25 protein-coding genes, 1 tRNA gene and 1 pseudogene are annotated in these 23879 nt (G+C 68.4%); 18 read left to right on the forward strand and 9 right to left on the reverse strand.

The annotated features are described in order from the left end of the window. Window positions 1-147 precede the first annotated feature (147 nt). Together ACTMTJ_RS41020 and ACTMTJ_RS41025 are read left to right on the forward strand one after the other, a co-directional pair. A complete protein-coding gene (locus tag ACTMTJ_RS41020) occupies window positions 148-966 on the forward strand; it encodes a transposase family protein (RefSeq protein ID WP_441224167.1) in 819 nt (272 codons plus the stop codon). After that, window positions 963-1292, forward strand: a complete 330-nt coding sequence (locus ACTMTJ_RS41025) for a hypothetical protein (protein WP_441224222.1) — start codon at window positions 963-965, stop codon at window positions 1290-1292. Before ACTMTJ_RS41020 ends, ACTMTJ_RS41025 begins: the two co-directional genes overlap by 4 nt. Before the next feature lie 35 nt (window positions 1293-1327). Here ACTMTJ_RS41025 and ACTMTJ_RS41030 read toward each other — a convergent pair. Next, window positions 1328-1498: pseudogene (locus tag ACTMTJ_RS41030) on the reverse strand (ArsR/SmtB family transcription factor); the annotation flags it as partial. A gap of 187 nt (window positions 1499-1685) precedes the next feature. On the opposite strand from ACTMTJ_RS41030, the gene ACTMTJ_RS41035 reads away from it, so the two are divergent. The 3 genes from ACTMTJ_RS41035 to ACTMTJ_RS41045 all read left to right on the forward strand — a co-directional run bounded on the left by ACTMTJ_RS41035 (window position 1686) and on the right by ACTMTJ_RS41045 (window position 4164). Beyond that, window positions 1686-2090: a hypothetical protein gene (locus ACTMTJ_RS41035; RefSeq protein WP_441224168.1), complete on the forward strand. Its 405-nt coding sequence runs from the start codon at window positions 1686-1688 to the stop codon at window positions 2088-2090. Beyond that, window positions 2027-3640, forward strand: a complete 1614-nt coding sequence (locus tag ACTMTJ_RS41040; RefSeq protein ID WP_441224169.1) for a multicopper oxidase family protein — start codon at window positions 2027-2029, stop codon at window positions 3638-3640. The genes ACTMTJ_RS41035 and ACTMTJ_RS41040 overlap by 64 nt, the downstream gene beginning before the upstream one ends. A gap of 161 nt (window positions 3641-3801) precedes the next feature. After that, window positions 3802-4164 carry a hypothetical protein gene (locus tag ACTMTJ_RS41045; protein ID WP_441224170.1) on the forward strand — a complete coding sequence of 121 codons (363 nt, stop codon included), beginning with the start codon at window positions 3802-3804 and terminating at the stop codon, window positions 4162-4164. A gap of 90 nt (window positions 4165-4254) precedes the next feature. Here ACTMTJ_RS41045 and mtnA read toward each other — a convergent pair whose 3' ends face one another. After that, complete coding sequence (gene mtnA / locus ACTMTJ_RS41050) at window positions 4255-5268, reverse strand: S-methyl-5-thioribose-1-phosphate isomerase (RefSeq protein ID WP_441224171.1); 1014 nt, start codon at window positions 5266-5268, stop codon at window positions 4255-4257. Between the two features lie 207 nt (window positions 5269-5475). Here mtnA and ACTMTJ_RS41055 point away from each other — a divergent pair, with 207 nt between their 5' ends. From ACTMTJ_RS41055 to phnE, 6 genes are all read left to right on the forward strand, one after another. Beyond that, window positions 5476-5808, forward strand: a complete 333-nt coding sequence (locus ACTMTJ_RS41055; RefSeq protein WP_441224172.1) for a hypothetical protein — start codon at window positions 5476-5478, stop codon at window positions 5806-5808. Continuing rightward, a complete protein-coding gene (locus ACTMTJ_RS41060) occupies window positions 5805-6233 on the forward strand; it encodes a MerR family transcriptional regulator (RefSeq protein WP_441224173.1) in 429 nt (142 codons plus the stop codon). Before ACTMTJ_RS41055 ends, ACTMTJ_RS41060 begins: the two co-directional genes overlap by 4 nt. After that, window positions 6233-7420, forward strand: a complete 1188-nt coding sequence (locus ACTMTJ_RS41065; RefSeq protein ID WP_441224174.1) for a cysteine desulfurase family protein — start codon at window positions 6233-6235, stop codon at window positions 7418-7420. Before ACTMTJ_RS41060 ends, ACTMTJ_RS41065 begins: the two co-directional genes overlap by 1 nt. A 144-nt stretch (window positions 7421-7564) precedes the next feature. After that, entirely contained in the window at window positions 7565-8482 is a 918-nt protein-coding gene (phnD, locus tag ACTMTJ_RS41070) for a phosphate/phosphite/phosphonate ABC transporter substrate-binding protein (RefSeq protein WP_441224175.1), read from the forward strand. Window positions 8483-8494: 12 nt separating this feature from the next. After that, window positions 8495-9214 (forward strand): ATP-binding cassette domain-containing protein, encoded by a 720-nt coding sequence (locus ACTMTJ_RS41075; RefSeq protein WP_441224176.1) that lies wholly within the window; start codon window positions 8495-8497, stop codon window positions 9212-9214. 3 nt (window positions 9215-9217) lie between these two features. Continuing rightward, window positions 9218-10003: a phosphonate ABC transporter, permease protein PhnE gene (gene phnE, locus ACTMTJ_RS41080; RefSeq protein ID WP_441224177.1), complete on the forward strand. Its 786-nt coding sequence runs from the start codon at window positions 9218-9220 to the stop codon at window positions 10001-10003. Between the two features lie 104 nt (window positions 10004-10107). Here the strand turns inward: phnE and ACTMTJ_RS41085 are convergent. After that, window positions 10108-10203: transfer RNA gene (locus tag ACTMTJ_RS41085), tRNA-Sec, on the reverse strand. Between the two features lie 337 nt (window positions 10204-10540). Here ACTMTJ_RS41085 and ACTMTJ_RS41090 point away from each other — a divergent pair. Genes ACTMTJ_RS41090 through ACTMTJ_RS41110 form a run of 5 tightly spaced genes read left to right on the forward strand, consistent with a single transcriptional unit; the run spans window position 10541 to window position 13993 of the window. Further along, on the forward strand, window positions 10541-11065 hold the full coding sequence (locus tag ACTMTJ_RS41090) for an OsmC family protein (RefSeq protein ID WP_441224178.1): 525 nt from the start codon (window positions 10541-10543) through the stop codon (window positions 11063-11065). A 9-nt stretch (window positions 11066-11074) separates the two neighbouring features. Then, the gene (locus ACTMTJ_RS41095) at window positions 11075-11794 is read left to right on the forward strand and encodes an ABC transporter permease subunit (protein WP_441224179.1); all 720 of its coding nucleotides are present in this window, start codon (window positions 11075-11077) and stop codon (window positions 11792-11794) included. Then, entirely contained in the window at window positions 11791-12432 is a 642-nt protein-coding gene (locus ACTMTJ_RS41100; protein ID WP_441224180.1) for an ABC transporter permease subunit, read from the forward strand. Before ACTMTJ_RS41095 ends, ACTMTJ_RS41100 begins: the two co-directional genes overlap by 4 nt. Before the next feature lie 6 nt (window positions 12433-12438). Beyond that, window positions 12439-13323, forward strand: coding sequence for a transporter substrate-binding domain-containing protein (locus ACTMTJ_RS41105; protein ID WP_441224181.1), 885 nt, complete (start codon window positions 12439-12441; stop codon window positions 13321-13323). Continuing rightward, window positions 13316-13993: an ABC transporter ATP-binding protein gene (locus ACTMTJ_RS41110; protein ID WP_441224182.1), complete on the forward strand. Its 678-nt coding sequence runs from the start codon at window positions 13316-13318 to the stop codon at window positions 13991-13993. Before ACTMTJ_RS41105 ends, ACTMTJ_RS41110 begins: the two co-directional genes overlap by 8 nt. Before the next feature lie 4 nt (window positions 13994-13997). Here ACTMTJ_RS41110 and ACTMTJ_RS41115 read toward each other — a convergent pair whose 3' ends face one another. Then, window positions 13998-14912: a LysR family transcriptional regulator gene (locus tag ACTMTJ_RS41115; protein WP_441224183.1), complete on the reverse strand. Its 915-nt coding sequence runs from the start codon at window positions 14910-14912 to the stop codon at window positions 13998-14000. Window positions 14913-15480: 568 nt separating this feature from the next. Here ACTMTJ_RS41115 and ACTMTJ_RS41120 point away from each other — a divergent pair. Both ACTMTJ_RS41120 and ACTMTJ_RS41125 read left to right on the forward strand, forming a co-directional pair. Next, window positions 15481-16536: a methyltransferase gene (locus tag ACTMTJ_RS41120; protein WP_441224184.1), complete on the forward strand. Its 1056-nt coding sequence runs from the start codon at window positions 15481-15483 to the stop codon at window positions 16534-16536. A gap of 1 nt (window position 16537) precedes the next feature. Next, complete coding sequence (locus ACTMTJ_RS41125) at window positions 16538-17671, forward strand: flavin-containing monooxygenase (RefSeq protein ID WP_441224185.1); 1134 nt, start codon at window positions 16538-16540, stop codon at window positions 17669-17671. A gap of 14 nt (window positions 17672-17685) precedes the next feature. Here ACTMTJ_RS41125 and selB read toward each other — a convergent pair whose 3' ends face one another. From selB to ACTMTJ_RS41150, 5 genes are read right to left on the reverse strand one after another with little or no spacing between them, the layout of a single operon-like run. Continuing rightward, the gene (selB, locus tag ACTMTJ_RS41130) at window positions 17686-19488 is read right to left on the reverse strand and encodes a selenocysteine-specific translation elongation factor (RefSeq protein ID WP_441224186.1); all 1803 of its coding nucleotides are present in this window, start codon (window positions 19486-19488) and stop codon (window positions 17686-17688) included. Further along, window positions 19488-20828 (reverse strand): L-seryl-tRNA(Sec) selenium transferase, encoded by a 1341-nt coding sequence (gene selA, locus ACTMTJ_RS41135; protein WP_441224187.1) that lies wholly within the window; start codon window positions 20826-20828, stop codon window positions 19488-19490. Before selA ends, selB begins: the two co-directional genes overlap by 1 nt. Window positions 20829-20842: 14 nt before the next feature. Beyond that, complete coding sequence (locus tag ACTMTJ_RS41140; protein ID WP_441224188.1) at window positions 20843-21055, reverse strand: response regulator transcription factor; 213 nt, start codon at window positions 21053-21055, stop codon at window positions 20843-20845. Between the two features lie 34 nt (window positions 21056-21089). After that, on the reverse strand, window positions 21090-22616 hold the full coding sequence (locus tag ACTMTJ_RS41145; protein WP_441224189.1) for an APC family permease: 1527 nt from the start codon (window positions 22614-22616) through the stop codon (window positions 21090-21092). Then, window positions 22613-23647 (reverse strand): hypothetical protein, encoded by a 1035-nt coding sequence (locus ACTMTJ_RS41150; RefSeq protein WP_441224190.1) that lies wholly within the window; start codon window positions 23645-23647, stop codon window positions 22613-22615. Before ACTMTJ_RS41150 ends, ACTMTJ_RS41145 begins: the two co-directional genes overlap by 4 nt. Window positions 23648-23879: the final 232 nt, after the last annotated feature.

The following is a 23879-nucleotide window of genomic DNA, read 5'->3' on the forward strand; positions in this document are numbered from 1 at the left end:
CGTGGTGACACAGAATCCGCACTCCGTAGAGCTGCGCCTGGCCTGGTCCGCTCGCGGTCAAGGTATGGATCTCGTGTCCGCGGCCGGTGAATACTGGCTCTGGCACGGTCTCGGTGATCGTGGACGATCGATGGTAGATCATGCTCCGTGTCCATAGTGGAGCTTCTCGCCGTCCTGTTCCCACACCTGTCCGGGCTACGCATCACGAACGTGCTGGCCAAGGGCCCGACGGTACGGGTGCATGCCGAGAGCGGCAGCGTCGCCGCGAGATGTCCGGACTGTTCGACGGTGTCGCGGCGGGTGCACAGCCGGTACGAGCGTTGGCTACTCGATACGCCGGTCGCCGGGCGGGAGACCGTGCTGCACCTGCGGGTGCGACGGTTCTTCTGCATCCTGGCCGACTGCGTACGCCGGATCTTCGCCGAGCAGATCGACGGCGTCACAGCACGCCATGGCCGATTCAGCGCGTTGGCGCGGCAAGGGATGGAGGCGGTCGCTTTGGCGTTGGGCGGGCGAGCCGGCTCCCGGCTGGCCGACCGGCTCGGGCCCAGCGAGGGCCGGATGACGTTGCGCAGCGCACCCGCCGCCGTCCAGGTCGCTGACAGGTGGCACTTGCTGCACAACCTGTCCGACGCGGTGAACAGGCGGTTGGCCCATCACCGCCGCTGCCTACAGCCGCCGCTCGAACAGCCAGCACCGGCAGAACCGGCACTGACGGCTGAGCCGGCGCCGGAAGGGCTGCGCCAGCAGCGCACCCGGACCCGGCACGCCGACGTCCACGCCCTGCGCGAGCAGGGCGTTGGTGTCTACACGATCGCCCGCAGGCTCGGCCTGGACCCCAAGACCGTGCGCCGCTACGCCGACGCCGCCACCCCCGAGGACCTGCTCGGCCCGACAGCACCACCCGGGACAGCATCCTCGACCCGTTCAAGCCCTACCTGCACCAACGCGTCACGGAAGGCGTGATCGGCACCAACCAGATCCTGGCCGAGATCCGGGACCGCGGCTACAAAGGCGCCGAGCGGACGCTGCGCCGTTGGCTGATCAGCATCCGGGGCCGCAACACCCCAGCACCCGTGCCACCAGCACCGCCACCGACCCGGGACATCACCGGCTGGATCATGCGCCCGATCGACAACCTCACCGACGAACACCAAGCAGAACTTGAGCGTCTGTGTGGTCTCTGCCCTGACCTTGCCGCCATCCGGGACCTGGCCCTGGCCCGCGCCCGCTCGGCGAGCGAGGCGAGGTATCCAGCGGCGCCGTCGAAGACCTCCGGACGCAGCCGATAGAACGTGTACCGCCCGCGCGGTTCCGCCAGCACCACACCCGCCTGCCGCAGCACCCGCAGATGGTTGGACACGTTCGACTGGGTGGCACCCGTGTCCGCGACCAGATTGCAGGTGCACGCGGTCCCGTCGGCTAACAGCTCGATGATTCGCGCCCGCAGCGGATCGGCCAGCAGGTGTATCACATCATGGTGTGCTGATATCAGCATCGCCTGATCAAACGGGAGGCGCCGTCGTGCCGTCAAGCGCGGCCCGACTCACGGACCAGCACGTTCAGAGAGGGCGTAGCGTTGCTATACTATAGCGACGCTACACATCCACCTGGGAGCGATCATGGAGCAGGTCGCGACAGCTCAGACGTCACCAGCGGCCACATCGACGACAGGGCCCGCGCGCGTGGCGTGGCCCATCCGCTGGGCTCTGCGGATCGTGATAACGGCGCACATGCTCGCCGTGTTCGTCCAGGCGGTCTTCGCCGGGCGGTTCCTGTCGGGCGACTTCGAGATGCTCCGCCTGCACTTCATCAACTCGCAGGTCGTCGGCGCCCTCGGGCTGGCCGAGACCGCTCTGGCGATCCTCTATTGGCGGCCCGGTCGCGGTCGGGGCTGGCCGGCGCTGGCCTGCCTGGCTGTCTCGATCGCCGAGCCACTTCAGATCGCCTCCGGCCTCCTGCGCGTCATCGGCGTCCACGTCCCGCTCGCTGTGGCGGTCTTTGCCGCGTCCGTGCTGCTCACGCTGTGGGCGTGGCGGCCCACCTTCGGAGTACGCCGCTCGACAGCCGCATCGGAGGAACGACGATGAAGCCCCGGCTGAGTCGCCGACGCGTGCTGGGTCTCGTGGGCGGGGCGGGTGCCGCGGCCGCCGTCGGGGCGACCATTCCCTGGCTCGCGTCGTCAGCGGAGACAGGGCGCCTGTTGCGCAGCGAGTTGCCGCTGCCCGAGCCGTTCCGCGTGCCATTGCGTATCCCGCCCGTCCTGACCCCGATATCGGACGGAGGGACCGACCGGTACGACGTCACACAGAGGTCGGCAACGGTCGAGATCCTGCCAGGCGTACCGACCGAGATCTGGGGCTACGACGGCCAGTTTCCGGGGCCGACCATCGTCTCGCGAAGCGGGCGGCGAACAGTTGTCCGTCATCGCAACCTGCTGCCCGCCCCGACAGTGGTTCACCTACACGGAGGCCATACGCCGGCCTCCAGCGACGGCTACCCCACCGATCTCCTGATCCCTGAGGGAGGCGCGGACGCAGGGCACCATGCCGCAAGCCACCCCGATCCCCGGGCCAGCGTCCTCGTTGGAAGCCGCGAGTACGAGTACCCGGTAGTACAGCGTGCCGCCACGCTTTGGTACCACGACCACCGGATGGACTTCACGGGGCCTGGCGTATGGCGCGGCCTGGCGGGCTTCCACCTGATCCGTGACGCCGAGGAGGCGGCGCTGCCGCTACCGGCCGGGGAGCGGGAGATCCCGCTCATGATCGCCGATCGTGCGTTCGCCGCCGACGGTTCGCTACGATATCCGGCCTTGGATCCGAGCCTGCTACACCAGCACGGCGTCGAAACGCCGTACCGCCAGGGGGTGGTTGGCGACATCATCCTCGTCAACGGCAGTCCATGGCCGGTGCTGGACGTGGACGCGGTGCGCTACCGCTTCCGCATCCTCAACGCCTCCAACACTCGCCGATACCGGATTGCGCTCGACCCGCCACCACCGGACGGATCCGGTCTCGTACAGATCGGTTCCGACGGTGGCCTGCTGGAGCGCCCGATTTCGCATGACAGCATCGAGATCGCGCCCGCTGAACGCTTCGACCTCGTCGTCGACTTCTCCCGCTACCCCGTCGGCCAGGCGGTCACGCTGCTCAACCGCCTCGGGAGCGGCACCGCCGGACACATCATGCGATTCCAGGTGCGGCGTCAGGCCCGCGACGACAGCGCGGTTCCGGAGCGGCTGTCCACAATCGAGGTGCTGCGGCCAGAGCAGGCGGTGACCACGCGCCGCTTCGTCTTCCGCAGCAATTTGGAGCACGAGTGGCAGATCAACGGGCGACCGTTCGATCCGTCGCGCGCCGACGCCACGCCAAAGCTCGGAGACGTGGAGATCTGGCGGTTCACGAGCGATTTCCATCATCCCGTCCACATCCACCTGGTCCACTTCCAGGTCCTACAGCGGGGCATCGGAGATCCCGGGCCGTACGACGCCGGGTGGAAGGACACCGTCGACCTGCGCCCGGCCGAGCAGGTCGCGGTCATCGCCCGCTTCACCGACCACAAGGGACGGTTCGTCTTCCACTGCCACAACCTGGAGCACGAGGACATGGCGATGATGGGCAACTTCGAGGTCGTGTAGTGGTCAGATGACCCGCTCGTTGCCCCCGTCGATCGGATCTGCGCGCCCGTGGTTGCCCCGAACGCGTCTGAGCACATCACCGCCACCAGTTCGCCGACCCGGGCGCTGGTGATTTCCGTGTGTAGCAGGTTGCGCCGCTTGTACTCCCCGACGCTCATGCCGTGGTGGTCGGCCCGTTGCTGGAGGATCGCGTGGCTATGCAGGGCCGCGGTGTGCGGCAGGAGTGCGTGCAGAAGAGTCTCGACACTCGGATCAGGCGCCCTGGCATCGATGGACGCGCAGCGAAGCTCGTTCATCATGTCGGTGTCGCTGAGTTTGTCCAGCGTCAACAGGGCGCGCAGGCGGTCGAGGCGCAGCGGGGCGAAGCCGTCCGCCTCGATCGTCGCCATATCCCAGCCGCTGCCCTTGACGTGCAGGATGTCGACCGGTTCGCCCGTCAGGTGCGTCATGGTGGTCTTGACCGAGCTGTTGCTGCCCCGGTGCAGCACGAGACTCGCTCCCGCCCGAGCAGGCGCGAAGCGTAGACGAGCTGGGCGAGAGGCTGAGATGGGGACGGGGCCGTGGCGTCGTCCCAGTCGTTGCGCATTCGATCCGGCTCCTCCGGGCGCGGGACCTTACCGGTCGGCGGCGGGTTGATCGTCAGGGCGCCCGCCCATGGCGGGAAGGATGACGCGGCGGTCGGTGACGATGGCGGTGACGAGCGCCGCCGGCGTCACGTCGAACGCATAGTTGAGCGTGTCGGTCCCGTCCGGCGCGACCTTGACGTCGCCCCAGCGAGTGATCTCATCGGTGCCGCGAACCTCGATGTCGACGTCGTTGCCGGTGGGTGTGGAAAGGTCGATCGTCGACTCGGGCGCGGCCACCACCATGGGAACCTCGGCGTATGCGGCCGCCAGAGCCAAGGGGAACGTGCCCACCTTGTTGATCACGTCACCATTGGCGGTCACCCGATCCGCGCCGACGACGACGGCCCTCGCGAGTCCACGCGCCAGGACCGAGGCAGCGGCGGAGTCGACGACCAGGGTGTGCGGGACGCCCATCTGGGCCAGCTCCCATGCGGTGAGCCGAGCGCCTTGCAGCAGAGGACGCGTCTCGGCCGCGAACACGTGGCCGAGAGCGCCGCGCTCGTGCAGAGCCCGGACGACGCCGAGCGCCGTCCCCCACTCGACACACGCCAGGGCACCGGCGTTGCAGTGGGTCTGGAGGGCGACCGGACTCGTGACGTGCTGCATCAGCCAGCGGGCTCCGCGCTCGCTGAGTGCGCGGCTGCACGCGATGTCCTCCTCCAGCACCGCCAGCGCTTCGGCCAACACCGCGTCGATGCCCTGATCCAGCGGCCTCAAGGCGCGGTCGACTCCCCACGCCAGGTTTACCGCCGTTGGCCGCGCTCCACGAACCGCCGCAGCGGCGGCGGCCACCATCGACGGGTCACCGGCGCTGAGCCGCGCGGCGAGCGCGACCCCCAAGGTACCGGCGACACCGAGTGCCGGTGCACCTCTGACCACGAGGCGTTTGATGGCATCGACGAGAGCTTCGACCGTGTCGATCTCCATCAGGACGAGTTCGTGCGGTAGCCGGGTCTGGTCGATGGCCACGATCCGGTCATGCCGCCAGTCGATGGTGCGCATGTGGCCTCCCCAGACTTTGGACATCGAAGCTACGCGTGATGTCCGAGTCACGCACGAGGGTAGCAACGCTATAGATAGCGTTGCTACCCTGACTGTTCTCGACATCCAAACTTGTAGTCGCTGAGGGGTTGCAATCGGTACCGAGGTACGGGGTTACCGTCGAGGGGGACGCTGCCAACAGCTGTCGAGGCGTAGATCGGGAGTCTCATGACCTGGGTGATGCCTGACGCGTGTACGTTGCCCGTCGCCGAGCATCCGCTGCGGCTGGATGAGCTCGACCGTCTGTTCGCCAGCGCCGTCCGTGAACAGCGTCGGGTCAGCGGCCAGCACCTCCAGCTCGTGCTGGTCGGTGACAACGACGTCGAGGCCGTCACACGTGACCTTGTTCGGCGCGAAAGCACGTGCTGTGCGTTCTTCGAGTTCGCCGTGGAGCGGCAACGCGAAGGACTGATCGTCGACATACGCGTCCCGGATGGACAGACAGCAGTCCTCGACGGGCTCGTGCACCGTGTCAGCCTGGCGCGCGGGGCGGACACATGAACGGCTCGGGGATGCGCTCCGGTGAGCTCGCGCAGGCGGCCGGCGTCAACATCCAGACATTGCGTTACTACGAACGACGCGGCTTGCTCGCCCAGCCGATGCGCAGTCCCGGCGGCCACCGCTCCTATCCGCCGGAGGCTGTGTCCTTGCTGCGGATCATCAAGGCGGCACAGCGGCTCGGCTTCACACTGGACGAGGTTTCCGACCTCCTCGAAGCCGGTAGGCGGCGTCACGCCAGCGGCGCCCTTCGCGAGCGGGCCCTTGCGAAGCTCGAGGAGATGGATCAGAAGATCGCCCACCTGTCCGCCATCCGTGACGCGCTTGCCGAGGTCCTCGAAGCCCGCTGCGACGGCCTGACGAACTGCACCTGCCCCAACGGCTCGATTCCCTTCGCCGACCTCGGCCGGATCAGCGCGGAGATCTGATGGACAGCCGGCCAGCATCGGACGGGCTGGCCGCACCGCGTATGCCGGTCTACCTGGATCACAACGCCACCACCCCGGTAGACCCCGCGGTCGTTGCCGCCACACTCCCGTACCTGACGACGCACTTCGGCAACCCGTCCAGCGGCCATCGATACGGCCTGGTCGCGAGACAGGCTGTCGACGAGGCGCGGCAGCAGACCGCCGGCCTCGTCGGCTGCGATCCCAAGGACCTCGTATTCGTCGGCTCCGGCTCGGAGGCGAACAACCTGGCTTTGCGCGGAGCGGTCCTGGCGAGTGCCTCCCACGGCCGGCGGACGATCGTCACGCAGGCAACCGAGCATCCCTCCGTCCTCGCCACCTGCGCCGCGCTGCGGCGGGCCGGTGTCTGCGACGTTGTCGTCCTCGACGTGGACGCTCACGGGCTGGTCGACGTGGAACAGGCCCGCTCGGCGATCGACGCCACGACGCTGCTGGTGTCGATCCAGTACGCCAACGGCGAGACCGGCACGATCCAGCCGATCGCCGAACTCGCCCGCCTGGCCCACAAGCGCGGGGCGTTGTTCCACACGGACGCGTGCCAGGCGGCGGGAAAGATCAGCATCGACGTCGCCGCGCTCGAGGTCGACCTGTTGAGTCTCGCGGGGCACAAAATGTACGCGCCCAAGGGCATCGCCGCCCTGGTACGCCGCCACGAGATCGGACTGGACGCGACCACCTACGGCGGTGGGCAGGAGGGCGGTCTCCGGTCGGGGACGGAAAACGTGCCGTACATCGCCGGCCTCGGGAGAGCCAGCGTCCTCGCGAAGGAAAACCTAATCGGTGAAGGTGAGCGGCTGCGGGCCTTGCGGGATCTGCTCTACGAGGAGCTTCGTGCGCGACTCACCCGAGCGGTGCACCTCAACGGGCACCCGACGCTGCGCCTGCCCAACACCCTCAACATCAGCATCGAGGGGGTCGACAGCCGCTCACTGCTGGCCGCGACACCTCAGGTCGCCGCATCGACCGGATCCGCCTGCCACACCGGTACCGGCGAGCCTTCCGGCGTGCTTATGGCCATGCGCATGCCGCCGGAGCGCGCGGCCGCGGCGGTCCGCCTGAGCGCTGGTAGGACGACCACGGAAGCCGACGTACGTACAGCGGTGGACGCGCTGGTGGCCGCGGTACACAAAGGCATCGGCGACGCCTGAATTGCAGACAAGATGAAGAACAAAGGTAGCGACTAATAGCATTGATGAGGCGGCGCTTATTCTTTGTCGCATTCTTGACCACCCCGTCTTGGGCGGGCACACTCGGTTGCACGACACGTCCGCGACTTCCGTCAGGAGACCGCCGTGCGCCGTGCGATGTTGACGCTGCTCTCGATCGCCATTATGGTCGGCATCTCCCAAGCCGGTTGCGGCTCGGACAGTTCGGGATCCGAATCGACCGGACCGATATCCAGGACCTTGCGCGTCGGCCTAATTCCGAATATCGCACCCGAGCAGCAGAAGGCGAAGTACGAGCCGTTCGCCGCCTATCTGAAGGAACGACTGGGCGTTGATGTCGAGCTGTTCGTGGCGGCGGACTACGCCGGTGTCGTCGCGGCGTTGGTGGGCGACCGCATCGACGTCGCCTACCTCGGCGGGTTGACGTACGTGCAGGCTGAGCGGCAGGCGAAGCTGACCCCGCTGGTGACCGAGATCGACCAGCTGACGGGGACGCCGCGCTACGACTCCGCGATCGTGGTCCGGCGCGAGGCTCCCTTCCAGAAACTGCAAGGTGACATCGTCTCCGCTGGCCACTCATTCGCCTTCGGGGATGTCAGCTCCACGTCGGGGAGCCTCTACCCACGGATCATGCTCAGCGAGGCCGGGGCGCGGTGCTCGGTCCGCAAGATGGATGAATGCCCGCCACTCGCGAGGGTGCTGTTCACCGGCGGCCACGACGCGACCGCCCAAGCGGTGCTGTCCGGCAAGGTCGACGCGGGTGGTATCGAGCTACGCATCCTTCGACGCCTGGAGAAGGAGGGAAAGGTACCGCAGGGTGCCCTTCGAGTCGTCCAGCAACGGCAGGTACAGGGCTACCCGTGGGTGATGCGTGATGCCCTCGGCGAGCCGGCGAAACGTGCGCTGGTCGACGCCTTTACCTCGATCACCGATGCCGCACTCCTCGATCTTATGCGCGCACGCGGATATGCCGCGGTCGGCGCAGCGGACTACGAGGAGATCCGCCAACAGGCCACCCGCCTCGGACTGCTTGCGACGTCATAGATGGACCTCCGGGTGGATCGACTCACGGTGCACTTCTCCGGCCGCCCGACCGCCGCGGTGCGCGACCTCGCCGCCAACATCAGGGCCGGCGAACGGGTCGCCCTGCTCGGCCCTTCGGGGGCAGGAAAGTCGACGCTGTTGCGTGCACTCCTCGGAGCGGTCCCGGCGAGCGGCCTCATCCGCGTCGGCGGGCGCGATCCGTACGGTACGGCCGCCGATCGGTTGGCCGTCCGTTCCGCGGCGGGATTCCTGCGGCAGGGCGGCGACCTGGTCCTCGGCCTCAGCGGTCGACTCAACGCTCTCATGGGCACGGCGGGCGCTTGGCACGCCGGCGACTGGATCCGCGTGCTGCGCGGCAGGGTTCCGGCCCGGTACGCGGACCGACTCGCGGATCTCGCCGAGCGGCACGGCATCGGCGACTGCCTCGGCCAGCGCGTCGACCAGCTGTCCGGCGGCCAGCGGCAGCGAATCGCGCTGGTCCGAGCGCTACTCCCCCAGCCGCGGCTTCTGCTCGCGGATGAGCCCACCGCCGGCCTCGACCCGGTAAGCGCGGACGCGGCCACGCAAGCCATCCATGACTGCGGCGCGGAGACGGTCGTCGTCGCCACTCATCACCAGGCCGTCGCCGCGCGGTTCACGCGAGTGCTGGCCCTTCGCCAGGGCCGCCTCGTTCATGACGGCGCCGCCCTGGACGACGACGATCTGTCCCGCCTGTACCGCCGGGTCCCCTGAGACATGAGGACCCGCCACGCCCTGACATGGTCGGTCCTGCTCACGTGCGCCGTCGTGGCCTGGGCTGCGCAAGGCAGCGGCATCAGCCTGACCGCGCTCTGGGAGGGAAGGTCCGGCGGGGCCCGGCTCGCGGAGGGCTTTCTGCGGCCGCAGACCTCGCCCGATTTCCTCGTGGACGTCCTCAAGGCAATCGCACAAACCGTGCAGATCGCTGTGACCGGGCTGGTCCTGGGCATCGTGATCGGCACTCCGATGGCCGCCGTCATGGCCGGTGGCGTCGGCGCCTGGGCCCCGCTGCGTGTCCTCGTGCGGCTACTTTCGGCCGTACTCCGGGGCGTTCCCGATCTGGTGTGGGCTCTCTTGCTCGTCGCCATCGTGGGGCCGGGGCCGGCCGCCGGAACGCTCGCCATGGCGCTACACGGCACGGGGATGCTGACGAAGCTCGCCGCCGAACAACTGGAAGGTGTGAACCCCGCGCCGGTCGAGGCGCTGCGACTCACGGGCGCCGGCCGGGCGGCGACAGCGGCGCTGGCGATCGTGCCGCAGGCGCGCACCGGTCTGGTGTCCGTGATCCTCTACCAGTTCGAGTGCAACATCCGCGCGTCCACGGTCCTTGGCTTCGTCGGTGCCGGCGGGCTCGGCCAGGACCTGGCCATCTCGCTGCGGCTGTTCCGCTACGACGAGGTCTCGACTTTGGTCATCGCGACGCTGGGGCTCATGCTCCTGGTGGATGTGCTCTCTCGCCGCGCCCGGAGAGGGCTGGGGGCCACCACAAAAGCCTGCACCTAGGATGCACATTCTTCGATCCCGAATTGTGACCGCTACGATTTGACAAAGAGAGCCCGACCACGTGGGGACGTTTGGTATCAATCAAGAAAACCTCGCGGTTTTCATGGCGGAGGTGGACGGGAATCGAACCCGCCTGGCCGAGGTGCTCGGCCACGTCGGTTTTGAAGACCGCGGGGACCACCAGGCACCCACACACCTCCGGTTGAAAACCTACTGCGCCTCGGTGGCCATCGTCAATGCCACGAGAGGCGAACAGCAGCGGTCCATACGTTCCATAAGACAGCCTTATGAATGTCATCCTCTCGGCGAAATGAAATAGGCTTATGTATTGCAATGCTACGTATCCGTCAATAGGATGTGACCGTCGACACCGAAGCGGGCCGACATTTTCTAGACGCGCAACGGCGTGCCGGGGGTGGCGCCCCATTTTTTGTGCCTTCAGCGGGGCAAGCGTCCCTACACGGTGACAGCCGTCCCGGCATCACACCCGGCCAACATCCCACGCGAACCATCGTGTGACGGCAGGAAGGCTCCAAGATGGACATGCGAGGCCAGGACCGTCGATACTTCCGCGTCGATCTCCAGCACCAGGACCGATACCGGTTCCTGTCCCAGGCCGGCGAGGACGGCCGGCCGCACGGTGGCCCGTATGCATCGGACGAACCGGACCCAGTGGGCGAAGCCTCGGCGCCGGCAACGCCGGCGCTCCTGGGATCGGCGATCGCTCACTGCCTGTCGGCCAGCCTGCTGGAGACGCTTCGCCACGCGCACCTGCCGGTCGAAAACTTCAGCTCCGAGGTCGTCGCCGTGGTGGCTCCCAACCAGGAGGGCCTGCCGCGGATCGACCATGTGGATGTGGTGCTGCGCCCGGTGCTGACTGAGCACTCGGGCCGTACCCGGCGGTGCGAGGAGGTCTTCGAGAAGCACTGCACGGTCACGTCCTCCGTGCGGGAGGGCGTCGACGTACGTGTCCGGGTGGAGTGGGAGTATGCCGACGCGGAGGCGCCCTCGATGAACGGCGCCAAACCCAGGCCCGGACAGGCTGTGGCGGCGCGCGAATAGTCGACGCCGATGCCAGGGGCGATCGTGACGGCGATCCTCGGCACGCTGGTCCTGTGGTCGGCAAGCGCTATCGCGGCGTTGACGTTCGCGGTCGTGCTGGCCACCGGTTCGCTCAGCCGGTCATGGATCGCGCGGCGCCCAGCTGACCTCGTCATACTGCTCACCCGGGGCGTCCCCACCAGCCTCCTCGTGGTCGTAGCCGGCCTCGCCGCCATGCCCCAGGTGCCGCCCGCGTGGCTGCCCAACCCGTTTCCCGGGACGTCCGACGGCATGGCCCTTGTGGGCTGGGCGATCGCGGTCGCGTTGGCGCTGGGATCGACCGGCCACCTCGCGGTCATCTTCCGCTCCGGATACCGGTCCCTCGGCACGGCGCGGCTGGAGCAGGTACGGGTCCTCGGGCTTACACCAGGGCAGCGATTCAGGCTCCTGGCTCGCGAGTCCGCTCTCGCGAGCCTCGCACCGACCGGCGCGCGACTCGTCCATCACCTGCACAACACCGGCTTCGCGGCACTCTTTCCGATCGTCGACCTGTTCGGATGGGTGCAGGGGCGCTCTCACGAGACATTCGAGGTCACCCGGTACGCGGCGATCGGTGCCGGCGTATACGTAGCGCTCAGCTTCCTCATCTGGGTGGCCACCCGCGCCGTCGAGCACCGCCTGGGCTCCCGACGGGGCCGTCCTGGCCTGCCACGGATCGTGCCCCGAGTGCTCATCGGTAGTCGCACATGATCGTGGACCTGCTGATCGGGCTACCAGACCAGAGGCCGGGTGGACTGCTGCTCAGCGTCCTGGCGGCGGTCGTCGCCGGCGGCCTCGCCGTGCTGGCCGGCACGCTGTACGCGACCGCCTGTGTGGCCGCGCCCGGTCTGACGTTGTCGGTGCAGGGAGTCCTAGCCCTGCTGCGTGGGATCCCTTTGCTGCTGGTGGTGTTCGCGCTGGCCCAGACGACCACCCTGCCGTTGCTGGCGAGCGGTTTCGTCGCCCTGTTCCTGTACTCGTTGTCGCACGTCGGCGAGGCACTGCGGGCCTACCTGGCCACCTATCCCCCGGCCCTGCGGGAACAAGCCCGGCTGCTCGGCATCTCGCGCGTCCGGGAATGGCTGACGTTTCGGATTCCGTGGACGTTGCGGCGCTCGCTGGACGCGCTTGGCACCCATTGGGTCTCCCTGCTGAAGGACACCGGGGCGCTCACCGTCCTGGGCATCGGCGAGCTCACGACGGTCGCTCGCCTCCTTAGCGAACGCACCAACACCCGCGGCTGGCTACTGGTGCTCCTCGCCGCCGCCGCGATCTACCTGGCCACGATCGCCGCGCTGACTCGGACCCTGTCGTACCTGACCAATCGATTCGCACGCTATGCGAGGTGAACGCACATGAGAGGAATACCCCGAACCAAGACGGGTCTGTTGGCGGCCACCCTCCTGCTCCTTCCTGGGCTGGTGGTCGGCGGCACGGGATGCGCGGACACGGGGAAGGCGAACTCCGGCTCGGGGACATCCCTGCTGGACGAGATCAAGTCCCGCGGTGTTCTCCGCGTCGGCAGCCGGGTCGACAACCCGCCCCACAGCTCGTACGACGAGCAGGGCAGATGGGTGGGCTTCGACAACGACATCGCCACCGCCATCGCCAAGCGGTGGGGGGTCAAGCTCGAGATGGTGAAGGTCGACGAGCTCACCCGGATCAGCTTCCTGCACAACGGCAAGGTCGACCTTTCCGTCGCGAGCATCAGCAAGACCAGGAAGCGCGGAGCCCAGGTCGACTTCAGCCAGACCTACTTCTACTCGGTGCAGACGTTCGTGGTCCGGAAGGACAGGGCCAAGTCCTATCAGGACCTGGTGGGCAAGCGCGTCGGGGCCAGCCGCGGCAGCAGTTCCATCGGAAACTGGAAGGCCTGGCTCAAGCGCAACGGCGTGTCCGCCGAGCCGGAGATCGAAGAATTCGGCGACAAGCGGGCCGCCCTCGTCGCGGTGAAGCAAGGCGCGATCGCCGGATGGACAGAGGACTACGAGGTACTCGCGAGCTACGCCCGCAACGAGCCCGGCCTCGCCGTACTCCAAGTGCCCGGCGGCACCGGCGTCAAGCTCGACGGCATCGCCATGCGCAAGAACGACTCGACACTGCGCGACGCGGTAAACCTGGCATTGCAGGACATCGCCGCCTCCGGCGAGTACGACAAGATCTACGACCGCTGGTTCGGCCCGTCATCGACGGCACCCGTCCCCCGCCAAGGAAAGATCGAGGTTTGGCCCAATGGATGACCGCTGTGTAAATGTCCGCTGCTGCGACCTCAGCGTCTGCGTCGGCGAGGTGACCCTCGTACAGGATGTGACGTTCAACTGCTGCAACGGGGAGTGGGTGGTGCTCGCGGGCCCGAGCGGCGCCGGAAAGACGACCCTCTTGCGCGCTATCAACGGGCTCTGCCCACCGTCTGCCGGTCGCGTTTGGGCGCTCGGGTCGTGGATGCCGGGACGGAGTCGCCGCGAGGCCGAGTTGGCGTGGCGGCGCACCGGCACCGTGCAGCAGGAGCTGGCTTTGTTCGAGAGTCTGTCCGCTGTGGACAACGTGGCGGCTGGCGTCCGGCGGTCAGGAGTATCGCGCTCGGAAGCCCGCCGCGAGGCGCGGTCATGGCTCGACCGTTTCGGTCTCGACGACAAACACGGTTCGTTTCCGCACGCGCTTTCCGGCGGGGAGCGTCAACGAGTCGCACTTGCCCGGGCGTTGGCCCCGCAGCCGCAGCTGTTGATTCTCGACGAGCCGACCGCTCACCTGGACGACGGTTCGGCCAGGATCGTACTGACGGCGATCAAGGACCTGGTGCAGCAGGGCGCCACCGTCGTCATGTCCAGTCACCGCGACGAGGAGGTCGCCTCGCTCCAGACGTGCCGGATCGAGATGCAGGCAGGTCGGGTCGCACAGATTTGCGTATGAGTCCTCATGACGGGTCACCACCGGCGCGGATCAACATCTGCCAGGCCGCCTCGACGCCAGGGTTGTCCGGTCCCTGTCGACGTACTGCGTACACCGGTAGCCGGCCGCACTCCTGCCGTAGCGCCACCAGCGCACCCGACGCGAGGTCGCCGGCGACCGCGACCGACGGCAACGCCGTCAGGAAGTTGGGTGAGCTGAGCACCGAGCGACGCGCGGCCTCCATGCTGCCTACGAACATCTGCGCGGCGATCCCGTAGTGGTCGCCGAGCGTCTCCTCGACAAGGGCCTCGGTGGTCGAACCCGCCTCCCAGACCAGGTATCGCGTCGCGCGAAGCACGTCTCGTGAGCACTTGGCTTTGGTGGCGAACGGGTGGCGCGGGTGCGACACAAGCACCACCTCGGTCGAGTCCACCTCGGTCCGTACGAGGTTGGGATGGGCTTCGTGTGCCCCATCGACCAGGCCGCATTCGAGGTTTCCCGCCGCGACGTCCGCGCACACCTCCTCGCCCGCGGCGACGACGACGCCCACCGTGATGCCGGGATGGGTCGCGGCGAACTGGCTGAGCACCGCGGGAAGGTAGAAGCTGGCAGCCAGCTCGCTGGCGCCGATGGTGAGTGAGCCGCGATCGAGGCCGCGCAGCCCCTGCACGACCTTCTCGAGATTTTCCAGCGCGCGCATGACGAGGAGACAAACGCCAGCGACCTCCACGCCCGCGGTCGTCAGCCGCACGTTGCGGCCGACCCGCTCCAGCAATCGGATGCCGAGCGCACGCTCCAGCAGCTGGACCTGCTGGGTGACGGCGGGCTGGCTCAAGCGCAGAACCTGCGCGGCGTGGGTGACATGCTCACGCGACGCCACGGCGAGGAAGGTGCGGATCTGCTCCAAGGTGTAGGTGGGTCGCAGGAACGAGTCGGTCACCAGGCTGGAGTCGGCTAGCGCCTCGGGTCGTGACGGTCTGGCGCCGGGAGGCGACGCGGGACTGCTATTTCGCCGGTCGCCCTGAGGCCCCGACGAGCGCCGCGAATCTGTCTCACGTCTGCGCACAATAAGCCTCCCCCGTGCACGCGACCGGTTAACAACTATAGCGAACCTTCAATCATTTCGACACCCGTTCGACACCCAAGATCGCACTGTTGGATTGTGACGAAGTACCTTAAGACCACCACGCGGCCCATTGCTAACATTCGTCATGGAAGGTGTTTCTTGTGCCAACAGCAACCGGCAGAAGGTTAGCCTAAGGTAACACGCAAGTCCGTAAGGCGCGCGACGGACTATCCGCTATGTCCTACTATGACACCACTGTAGGGCTGGGCCTCAGCACTCAACGTAGATGACGGCCCGCCCGGCCACCGCCGCTGGCGCGCATCCGCCAAACCGCAAGAATATCCTTATCACACTATTTTCGAATTGATGTACACCACTGAATATGAAGCGGACCCGGTAAAACCCTAGGTTTACTATCTGCGGAACAGGATAGCGTCCCAACATGGGCAGCGACATAGCCGGACAGCACAACAGCTCGCCGGCCGGAGCACCCATTCGTGCGGTGCTGCAAATGATCCTGGGTCACCACGTCACCGCTGTCGTCGCGACGATCGCCCGATTCGGCATCGCCGATCATCTAGCCCCGGGGCCCGGTACCGCGGCTCAGCTGGCGCAAGTGACCGGTGCCGATCAAGTCGGCATGCTGCGCCTGCTCCGCGCCGCCGCGAGCCTCGGGCTACTCGATGAGCTGGCCGGCGAGACATTCGCGATCAATTCGCTCAGCGACTGCCTCCGCCGAGGACCTCACTCGCTGCGGGAAATCGCAGTCGCGGCCAGCGAACCAATCCATTGGCGGACCGCGGCACATCTCGCCGAATCTGTGATCAAGAACCGAGCGGTAGCACCGGACGTCCTCGGGATGAACGCGTGGGAGTACCGGGACACGCATCCCGAAGGACGCTTGGCCACGTCGGAACGGCTCGTGGACATCGAGGAGGTCATCCTGCCCGCGCTGCGGCGCACAGTGGACCTCGATAAGCACCGACGGATCGTCGCCATCGGCGACAGCCGTGGCCGCCTGCTGTCCGCGCTGCTCCGGTCCACGCCAAACGCCACGGGAGTGCTCTTCGACCGACCGCCGGTTGCCGACCGAGCGCGGACCATGATCGATGCAGTAGGTCTCAGCGACCGCGTCACGGTGGTCGGCGGCGACTTTCTCCAGAAGGTGCCCCCGGGAGGAGACCTGTACGTCCTCAAGGGAGTGCTGCACGACTGCGACGACGACTCCGCCTCGTGGCTTCTGGACAGTTGCTACATGGCGGCACTTCCGGCCAGCACGCTCGTCGCTTTCGAAGGCGTCTTGCCGGACGGGCCACCGCACGACCCGGTGGCCCATCTCATCGACATCAACTCGCTGCTGACCGTCAGCGGCCGAGAGCGGACGATCGACGAATTCGAAGAGCTCTTCAACAACGCGGGATACGAGCTGGTGCGCGCGGAGCCGCTATCCGGTGTGGACTACCGGCCGTTCGTCATGCTCCAAGGTCGGCGGTCCTGAGATGTCCAAAATCGTCGTCGTCGGCGCGGGGCCAGCCGGGTTGGCGGTCGCGGCCGTCCTGCGGCGGCGCGGTGTGCGGGCCACACTCCTCGAGCGCGGCGAGGCCGTCGGGGCCAACTGGCGAGGCCGGTACGACGGGCTTCGGCTCAACACCGTCCGCTGGCTTTCCTGCCTGCCCGGGTATGGGATCCCGCGACGGGCTGGCCGCTGGGTCTCGCGCGACGACTACATCTCCTATCTGGAGCACTACGCGGACCTTCATCACCTCGACGTCGAAACCCAGGTCGACGTCGAGCGGATCGTTCCCGGGCACGGTAGCGACTCCCGCCGGTGGCGGTTGCACACGTCCAAGGGTGAGTTGGCCGCGGCGGCGGTTGTCGTCGCATCGGGACCGTTCGATCGCCCGGTAGTCCCGCCATGGCCCGGACTTGACCGGTACGACGGCGCTTTCGCGCACGCCGCCGCCTACCGCGACCCAGCCCCGCACCAGGGTCAGCACGTCCTGGTGATCGGCGGCGGAGCGAGCGGGCTAGAGATCGCCCTGCTGTTGGCTGAGGGCGGCGCGGCGCGGGTCGACCTGTCCGTCCGCTCCTGCACGAACCTCTTCCCGCGACAGCTCGGGCCGTACCCCCTCACCCCGCTGCCCGCCACCAGGCATGCACCGCGGTGGCTGTTGGACGCCGCCGGCGCGCTGACTCATCGCATGCTCGGGTCGACCTGGCCCGACCCGCTGCCACGACCAGCCGCCGGCCTCGGCACCGCGCTGCATCGGCACGGGACAGAGCCAGTCGTGGCGGACGGCATCGTGCCCGCCTTGCGGGCCGGACGTGTGAGCCTGCTGCCCGCCGTCGACCGCTTCACGGCCACGGCCGTACACCTCGTCGACGGCAGCGTGGTGCGGCCCGACATGGTGCTGGCGGCGACCGGCTACCGCAGTCGGGTGGAGAAGCTCGCCGCCGAACTGGACGTGTTCGATCGGCAGGGTCGACTGATCCGGGGCGACGGCGGCCCGTGCGCAGGGGCGCCGGGCTTGGCGTTCGTCGGTTTTCAACCCGCGGTCACGGGACGGCTGCCACAGATGCCCTCCCAGGCGCGTCGGGCGGCACACACTGTCTTGGCCGCCGCGGCGCGCTGACGAGACGACAGCGATCAGTCCGGCAGGCGGCAGCGACGCTGGTTTGCATCGACGCGTTCGGTGTACCCCTCGCGGTCGAGTAGCTCCAGCAGCGGGATGATGACCCGGCGAGTGGTGTCCAGGGCCTGCCGCGCATCCGACGCGGAAAAGGGCTGCGGGAGTGTGGCCAGAATCTTGGCCGCCTCCCGGTCGGCACCGGGAGCCAACACTATCCCGTCGGCGATCCGGAGGAGTTGGCCCGCGCGTTCGGCGGCCGCGAGTCCTTTGCGATCCAGGCGACGCGCGGCCAGCTCCTGCTGCTCCGGCGCGCGGAAAGGCGACTTGGTGAGCTCGGTGACGACCGCGCGTACGGCGCTGGCGAGCGGCTCCGGCAGTACTTGGGCCTGGTCCGCGGTGCGGATCCGGCCTTCCACCAGGCGCAGCGGCGGCGGCATGAGCGCCGCCACCAGCCGCCGGTCGGGAAGGCACAGCGCGCGCCGGGCCGCGTCGAGCGGCATGCCCCTCTCGAGCGGATGGGCTTCGGCGTATTCGGTGACCAGCGACACCAGCTGCTCACCCAGCTCGCCGCGACGGCCCGCATGGAGCAGCCACTCCCCCACCGCCGGAACGTCGGGCGGTGCCACACCCATCATCGTGAAGTCGGCTTTCCGCAGCACGCCGTGTTGGGCCAGGACGACCGCGCCGTCGGGGATGTCCGCCAGGGCCAGCATCCGCGTGCCACGGTTGGCGGCGTCGCCGCGCCGCCGAAGCACCGGCGGCCGTACGTCGAGCACGGTCACCCGGGCCAAGATCCGGGTCTCCCCGCGGGCCTGTCCCGCGTCGCGCAGGACGGCGCGATCACCGATGTGGAGCGGCAACCTGTCTCGCAGGGTCAACCGGGCGGCCAGCCGTCGCTGATCGCGGGCGAGCGGCCTGATCCGTGCGACAGTCCGGCCGGAGCCCATGTGCAGCACGGCGGCACCGGGCATGTCCCAGTCCGTCGCCTCCGCGTATTCGGGCTGATCGAGGCGCACGTCGATCGCATCTGGCAGGGACCATTGCCCTGGCGTCAAGAGCGCCATTCCCCGCGAGATCGCTGATCGTTCCGCGCCACGTAGGTTGACGGCGACCCGCGCGACCGATCCGACCAACCGTGCGGGCTGTTCCAATGTCTGGAGTCCGCGGACCTGTACCCGGTGTCGGGTAGGTGAGAGCTCCAGCTCGTCACCGAGTTTGATCGTGCCGGCGCCGAGTGTGCCGGTCACCACGACGCCGCTGCCCCGGATGGAGAAGGCGCGGTCCAGCCACAAGCGCACAGGCGCGGTCAGGTCTGGAGCCGGTAGGTCGGATGTGACCTCGTCGATGGCGGCAACCAACTCTGGCAGTCCGGCTCCGGTCGTCGCGCTGACCGCCACCGCCGGCACTTTGCCGAGGCTGGACTCGCCGATGCGTTGCTGGGCGGCCGCGAGCACCGGAGCCGGGTCCGCCAGGTCGCTGCGCGTCACGACGAGCAGTCCATGTTGGACGCCGAGAGCGTCCAAGGCCGCCAGGTGTTCCTCGGACTGCGGCATCCAGCCCTCATCCGCCGCGACCGCGAACAGTACTGCCGGCACCGGGCCCACGCCCGCGAGCATCGTTCCCAGGAACCGCTCGTGGCCGGGGACGTCCACGAACGCGACCTGCCGGCCCGAGGGAAGTGTCAGCCATGCGAACCCCAGCTCGATGGTCAGGCCGCGATCGCGTTCCTCGGCGAGCCGGTCCGGCTCCATCCCGGTCAGGGTGCGGATCAGAGTGGACTTTCCGTGGTCGACGTGTCCGGCAGTCGCGAGGACGTGCATCAGTGGCTCCCGTTGCTCAGCGCCGCGGCGATGACGGCACTGCCGACCGTGTCGTCGAGATCCTCCGGGATGGACCGCATGTCGAGCAGGAGTCGTCCCTGCTCGAGGTGCCCCACCACCGCCGGATCCGACCGGCGCAACGGCGCCGCCAGCCGGTCGTCCAGGCTCACCGCACGGCTCGGCAACCGCACACCCGGGGCGCCGCCGCCACCGACGACGGACCAGCTCTCTATGACCTGTGCGTCGATGCCGTGGCTGGCCAACCGCGAGACCATCGCATCGGCCCGGCGGCACAACTGCTTCACCGGCGCACGGAGCGAGGCCACGGTGGGCGGCGCCGGTCCGCGCAGCGTCGCCTCCAGTGCCGCAGCGGTGAGCTTGTCCAGCCGGAGTGCCCGCGCCAAAGTATGCCGGCGCAGCTGTGTGACCAGCTCGCGCTTGCCGAGCAGGAGGCCGGCCTGCGGACCGCCTAGCAGCTTGTCACCACTGGCGGTGACGAGTGCCGCGCCCATACGCAGCGCGCTGTCAGCGTCCGGTTCGTCGGGGAGAAGCGGCTCGCGGTTGAGGAGTCCGGAGCCGATGTCGTAGACGACGGGAACGTCGAGCGCCGCGAGTTCGCCGACCCCGACGTCCCGGGTGAAGCCGTCGACACGGAAGTTCGACGGATGCACCTTGAGGATAAACGCCGTCGCCGGTCCGATGACGTCGCGATAGTCCTGCAACGACGTGCGGTTGGTGGTACCGACCTCGCGAAGCCGGGCGCCGGTGCACCGCAGCAGCTCGGGGATTCGGAACCCATCGCCGATCTCGACGAGTTCGCCCCGGCTGATGATGATCTCGCTGCCGCGGGCGAGCGCGGTCGCGACGAGCACCAGGGCAGCGGCGTTGTTGTTCACCACATGCACGTCCTCGGCCGCGGGGACCGCCTCCGCGAGCGCTGCCGTGAGGCCGGCCGCCCGCCGACTCCGAAGGCCCGTGGAGAGGTCGTACTCGATGTCGGTGGCGCCGCATGCCACCTCGACCGCGGCGCGCGCGGCCGGCGACAGGACAGCACGGCCGAGGTTGGTGTGAACCAGCACGCCGGTGGCGTTCACGACCGGCCGGAGCGTGGTGGCGCGGCACGGCAGCGCAGCCACAGCGGCACCGGCCACCTGCGCGGCACTGATCTGCCCACGGCGGGCCAGATCCTGAGCGGTGGCGATGGCCCGGCGCACCGCGGCTGGTCCGAGCCGTTCGGTAGCGGAAGCGAGGCGGGGGTCGTTGAGCAGCGTGTCGGTTGCTGGCACCGCACGCCTCGGATCGAGGCTCTGGCGGCCGGCGGCGGGGTTCGTTTTCGGCATGGCAACCGCCCGGCTCAGGAGGCGTTGAGGCGGAGCATGCCCACCTGCCAGGCGCGCGTTACCGCCTCGGTGCGTGATTGGGCGTTCAGCTTCCCCAGGATGTTGCTCAGGTGAAACTCCACTGTCTTGATCGTGACGTTGAGCACCTCGGCGATCTCTCGGTTGCGGCGACCCGCCGCGACCAGTCCGAGGACCTGCAACTCTCGGTCGGTCAACTGTTCCAACACAAACGTCCGTCCCTGCCCGGACTGGACCTCCCGGTCAGACAACTGCTCCAGAACGAAGTTGTTTCCGGGCGTCGACACGATGCGGCCCCGCGCTGTCATGGCTATCGCCACCTCTCTCCCGCGAGTATCGGATTCCGGGCTGCCGAGGAGCGGTGGCCGCCTCGGCTCGGCCCCAGCAGGCCGGCATCGTGACATCGGTCGGCGCCGTCGTTCGCCGCCCGCGGCGCGCGATCGCGCCGAGCCCCACGATGCCGCCAAGCATCAATGTCCCGACGGCGATGTTCTGCCAGCCCCACGCCCAGGCGGCGGAGGCGAGCATGAGGATGTTCAGTCCGGCGATCGCGGGCCCCAACCGCGCCAGGCCGGTGCGCAGCCGCAGCAGCCCGCGGCGCACCGGACGTCGGTGGTTCAGCCAGGCGGCCGCCAGCGCCAACGTCATGCTGATGAAGTAGCCGACGTTCGCCGCGGCCAGCAGGGCGATCGGCACCTGCGCCGTGTTGCCGCGGGCGAGGGCGGTCAGCACGGCGATCAGCAGCAGGTTGACTCCGACGTCGAAGCGCAACGCCTGCGCCGGCATCCCGTGCCGGTTGAGCCGTCCCAACGCCGGCCACGCGTCGCCACGGGCGCTCATCTGGTGCAGCGTCCATGACGAGGCCAGGGCGATCATGTTGAGACCGAGCACCAAAGCGAGAACCAACACCCCGAGCACCACGTTGGCGCCCACGTCGGTCGACCGTTCGCTGAGCATCAGGAAGGCATCGGCAGGATCGGCGCGCAGCCCTTCTGGTCCCACGACCGTGAGAAGCAGGAACGGTATGACGCCGAACGCGAAGACGCTGACCAGGGCCACCACCACCAGCACCCGGATGGCCTGCATCACGCCGCTGCGGTAGCGCGTCGCGTAGGACAGCGCGAGCTCCGAGCCGTACGCGCTCCAGCCAGCGATGAAGAGCCCGCCAGCGAAGCCCAGCACCCCCGCGCTCGAGAGCCACCCGTCCGGCGGCGCGAACGGGTGCAGATTGTCGACGTTCATGTTGCCCTTGGCAAGCGCGCCGAAGAACAACAGACCGACCACGGCGACCACGCAGGCGACCAGGACGACCTGCAACCGCGCGCCGACCTGCATGCCGAAGTGGTTGACTGTCGCGCTCATGGTCAGGACCAGGCCGGCGACGAGAGCGGCGGTCCAGGCGGGCCCGTCGGGGAAGGCGATCCGCTGCACGTATGCACCGACGAGCAGCCCGTTGATCGCCAGGGCTGGGCTCCAGCCGAACCAGTAGCTCCACTGCGCGACGCGGGCCAGGGCACGGCTGCGCGGCTGAAGGACCTCGGCGGCAAGCACGGCCACGCCCCCGTTGACACGGGAGTAGCCGCCGGCGAGCTCGGCGAAGATGACGGCCATCAGTAAACCGATCACCGCCGACACCAGCCACACCACGATCGAGGCGTTGCCGACGAGTGCGGCCACTGGTCCCATCGATACCAGGACGAGAACGGGTACGCCCGCCGCGATGGCGACGCCGAAGCGTCCGCTGATGGTCCGATCGTCGTTCACGCTCATCCTGCCGCACCCACGGTGGCGTCGAGGTTGAGCGGCCTGGTGCGGACGCCGTGGCGCGCGGCGACGGCCTCCATCTCGATGGCGAAGTCCACTGATGCCTGGCCGACGGAGTGCTCGGTGATGCCCTCCTTGGCGAACAGGTAGGTCTCGGCCAGGCATGCCAGGGCGCTGTGCCGGTCCGGCAAGCGCAGGTCGGTGGTGAGGTGATAGCCCGGGATGTTCACCAGGCCGCCCTGGGCGACCCGCACATCGCGCTGTTCGAAGCGCGGGTAGTCCTCCTTCTGGATGTTCAGCGGGTGGGCGAGGTCCAGGACGATCGCGCCGGGCTTGACCAGGTCAGGCGTGACGTATGCGGAGGGGTCCCCGGTGAGGAGCAGGATGATGTCCGCTTGCCCGACGTCGGCGATGGATCCGGATACCGTCGCCCGGGGCACGAGATCGGCCAGTTCCTTGCGGACGCGGGTCTGACTACGCCCGACGAGCACCAGCCGGAAGCCTTCCCGGTCGAGCAGCCGCGAGGCAGCCACTCCGACCGAACCGGTGCAACCGACGACCGCGACGGTGGCGCCCTCACCAGTTGCCAGGACTTCGCTGGCCTCGACCACGTTGCGCCGCGCGACCGCCGCGGTGTAGGCGTTGCCGGTGGTCACGGTCATACCCCGGGGAAGCTTCGGCACCAGGGTCAGGCCGCCGCGGGTGGCCGGCGCCGTAAGCGCCCCCAGCCCGATGACCCGTGCGCCACGGGACTGTGCCACCTGGACCGCCTGATCGATCTGCTCGCGGCCCTGGGAGTAGAGGATGGTGTCCGGGAGGCAGAGGACGACGAGGAACTCCCCGCGGAGGACATCGAACCCGAAGGTGACCTCGCCGGTGATCGTCGGTGGGAGCGAGAGCATCTTCTCTTGGAACTCTTCTTCGGTGGCACTGTGCTGCGCAACCACGGAGCTGCCTCGGACGTGGTGGAGGTCCTGGGCGTCACGGGGATGGGCCAGGAAGACGAATCCGGGCGGTTGGTTGCGCAGATAGGACATGATCCGCTCCTCGCGGTCGTGGTGGTCGCGGTCGCGCGACGGGCGGAACCGACGTGGTCCCGCCCGTTTCCGTGCGCGCCGAATCTCCTCACCGGCTGCCGAGCTCGGGAATGAGCACCATGGCGCCTTCGAGGGAAAGGTTGATGGATCCGCCGCCGAGATGTTGCGGCCAATTGATCAAGAAGGTTGTGTCGTATCCGACATGGACGGCCCGACCCTCACGAAGGCCGAG

The sequence above is a fragment of the Phytohabitans sp. LJ34 genome (assembly GCF_052068095.1).
In the GTDB taxonomy this organism is placed as follows: domain Bacteria; phylum Actinomycetota; class Actinomycetes; order Mycobacteriales; family Micromonosporaceae; genus Phytohabitans.

Excerpts from the sequence above, each read along its gene's own strand:
- phnE (WP_441224177.1), top strand. The coding sequence starts at position 9,218 with ATGAGGACCCGCCACGCCCTGACATGGTCGGTCCTGCTCACGTGCGCC.
- ACTMTJ_RS41060 (WP_441224173.1), top strand. The coding sequence starts at position 5,805 with ATGAACGGCTCGGGGATGCGCTCCGGTGAGCTCGCGCAGGCGGCCGGC.
- ACTMTJ_RS41090 (WP_441224178.1), top strand. The coding sequence starts at position 10,541 with ATGGACATGCGAGGCCAGGACCGTCGATACTTCCGCGTCGATCTCCAG.
- selA (WP_441224187.1), bottom strand. The coding sequence starts at position 20,828 with ATGCCGAAAACGAACCCCGCCGCCGGCCGCCAGAGCCTCGATCCGAGG.
- ACTMTJ_RS41125 (WP_441224185.1), top strand. The coding sequence starts at position 16,538 with ATGTCCAAAATCGTCGTCGTCGGCGCGGGGCCAGCCGGGTTGGCGGTC.
- ACTMTJ_RS41065 (WP_441224174.1), top strand. The coding sequence starts at position 6,233 with ATGGACAGCCGGCCAGCATCGGACGGGCTGGCCGCACCGCGTATGCCG.
- ACTMTJ_RS41120 (WP_441224184.1), top strand. The coding sequence starts at position 15,481 with ATGGGCAGCGACATAGCCGGACAGCACAACAGCTCGCCGGCCGGAGCA.
- ACTMTJ_RS41095 (WP_441224179.1), top strand. The coding sequence starts at position 11,075 with ATGCCAGGGGCGATCGTGACGGCGATCCTCGGCACGCTGGTCCTGTGG.
- ACTMTJ_RS41150 (WP_441224190.1), bottom strand. The coding sequence starts at position 23,647 with ATGTCCTATCTGCGCAACCAACCGCCCGGATTCGTCTTCCTGGCCCAT.
- ACTMTJ_RS41110 (WP_441224182.1), top strand. The coding sequence starts at position 13,316 with ATGGATGACCGCTGTGTAAATGTCCGCTGCTGCGACCTCAGCGTCTGC.
- ACTMTJ_RS41100 (WP_441224180.1), top strand. The coding sequence starts at position 11,791 with ATGATCGTGGACCTGCTGATCGGGCTACCAGACCAGAGGCCGGGTGGA.
- mtnA (WP_441224171.1), bottom strand. The coding sequence starts at position 5,268 with ATGCGCACCATCGACTGGCGGCATGACCGGATCGTGGCCATCGACCAG.
- ACTMTJ_RS41105 (WP_441224181.1), top strand. The coding sequence starts at position 12,439 with ATGAGAGGAATACCCCGAACCAAGACGGGTCTGTTGGCGGCCACCCTC.
- selB (WP_441224186.1), bottom strand. The coding sequence starts at position 19,488 with ATGCACGTCCTCGCGACTGCCGGACACGTCGACCACGGAAAGTCCACT.
- ACTMTJ_RS41145 (WP_441224189.1), bottom strand. The coding sequence starts at position 22,616 with ATGAGCGTGAACGACGATCGGACCATCAGCGGACGCTTCGGCGTCGCC.
- ACTMTJ_RS41055 (WP_441224172.1), top strand. The coding sequence starts at position 5,476 with ATGACCTGGGTGATGCCTGACGCGTGTACGTTGCCCGTCGCCGAGCAT.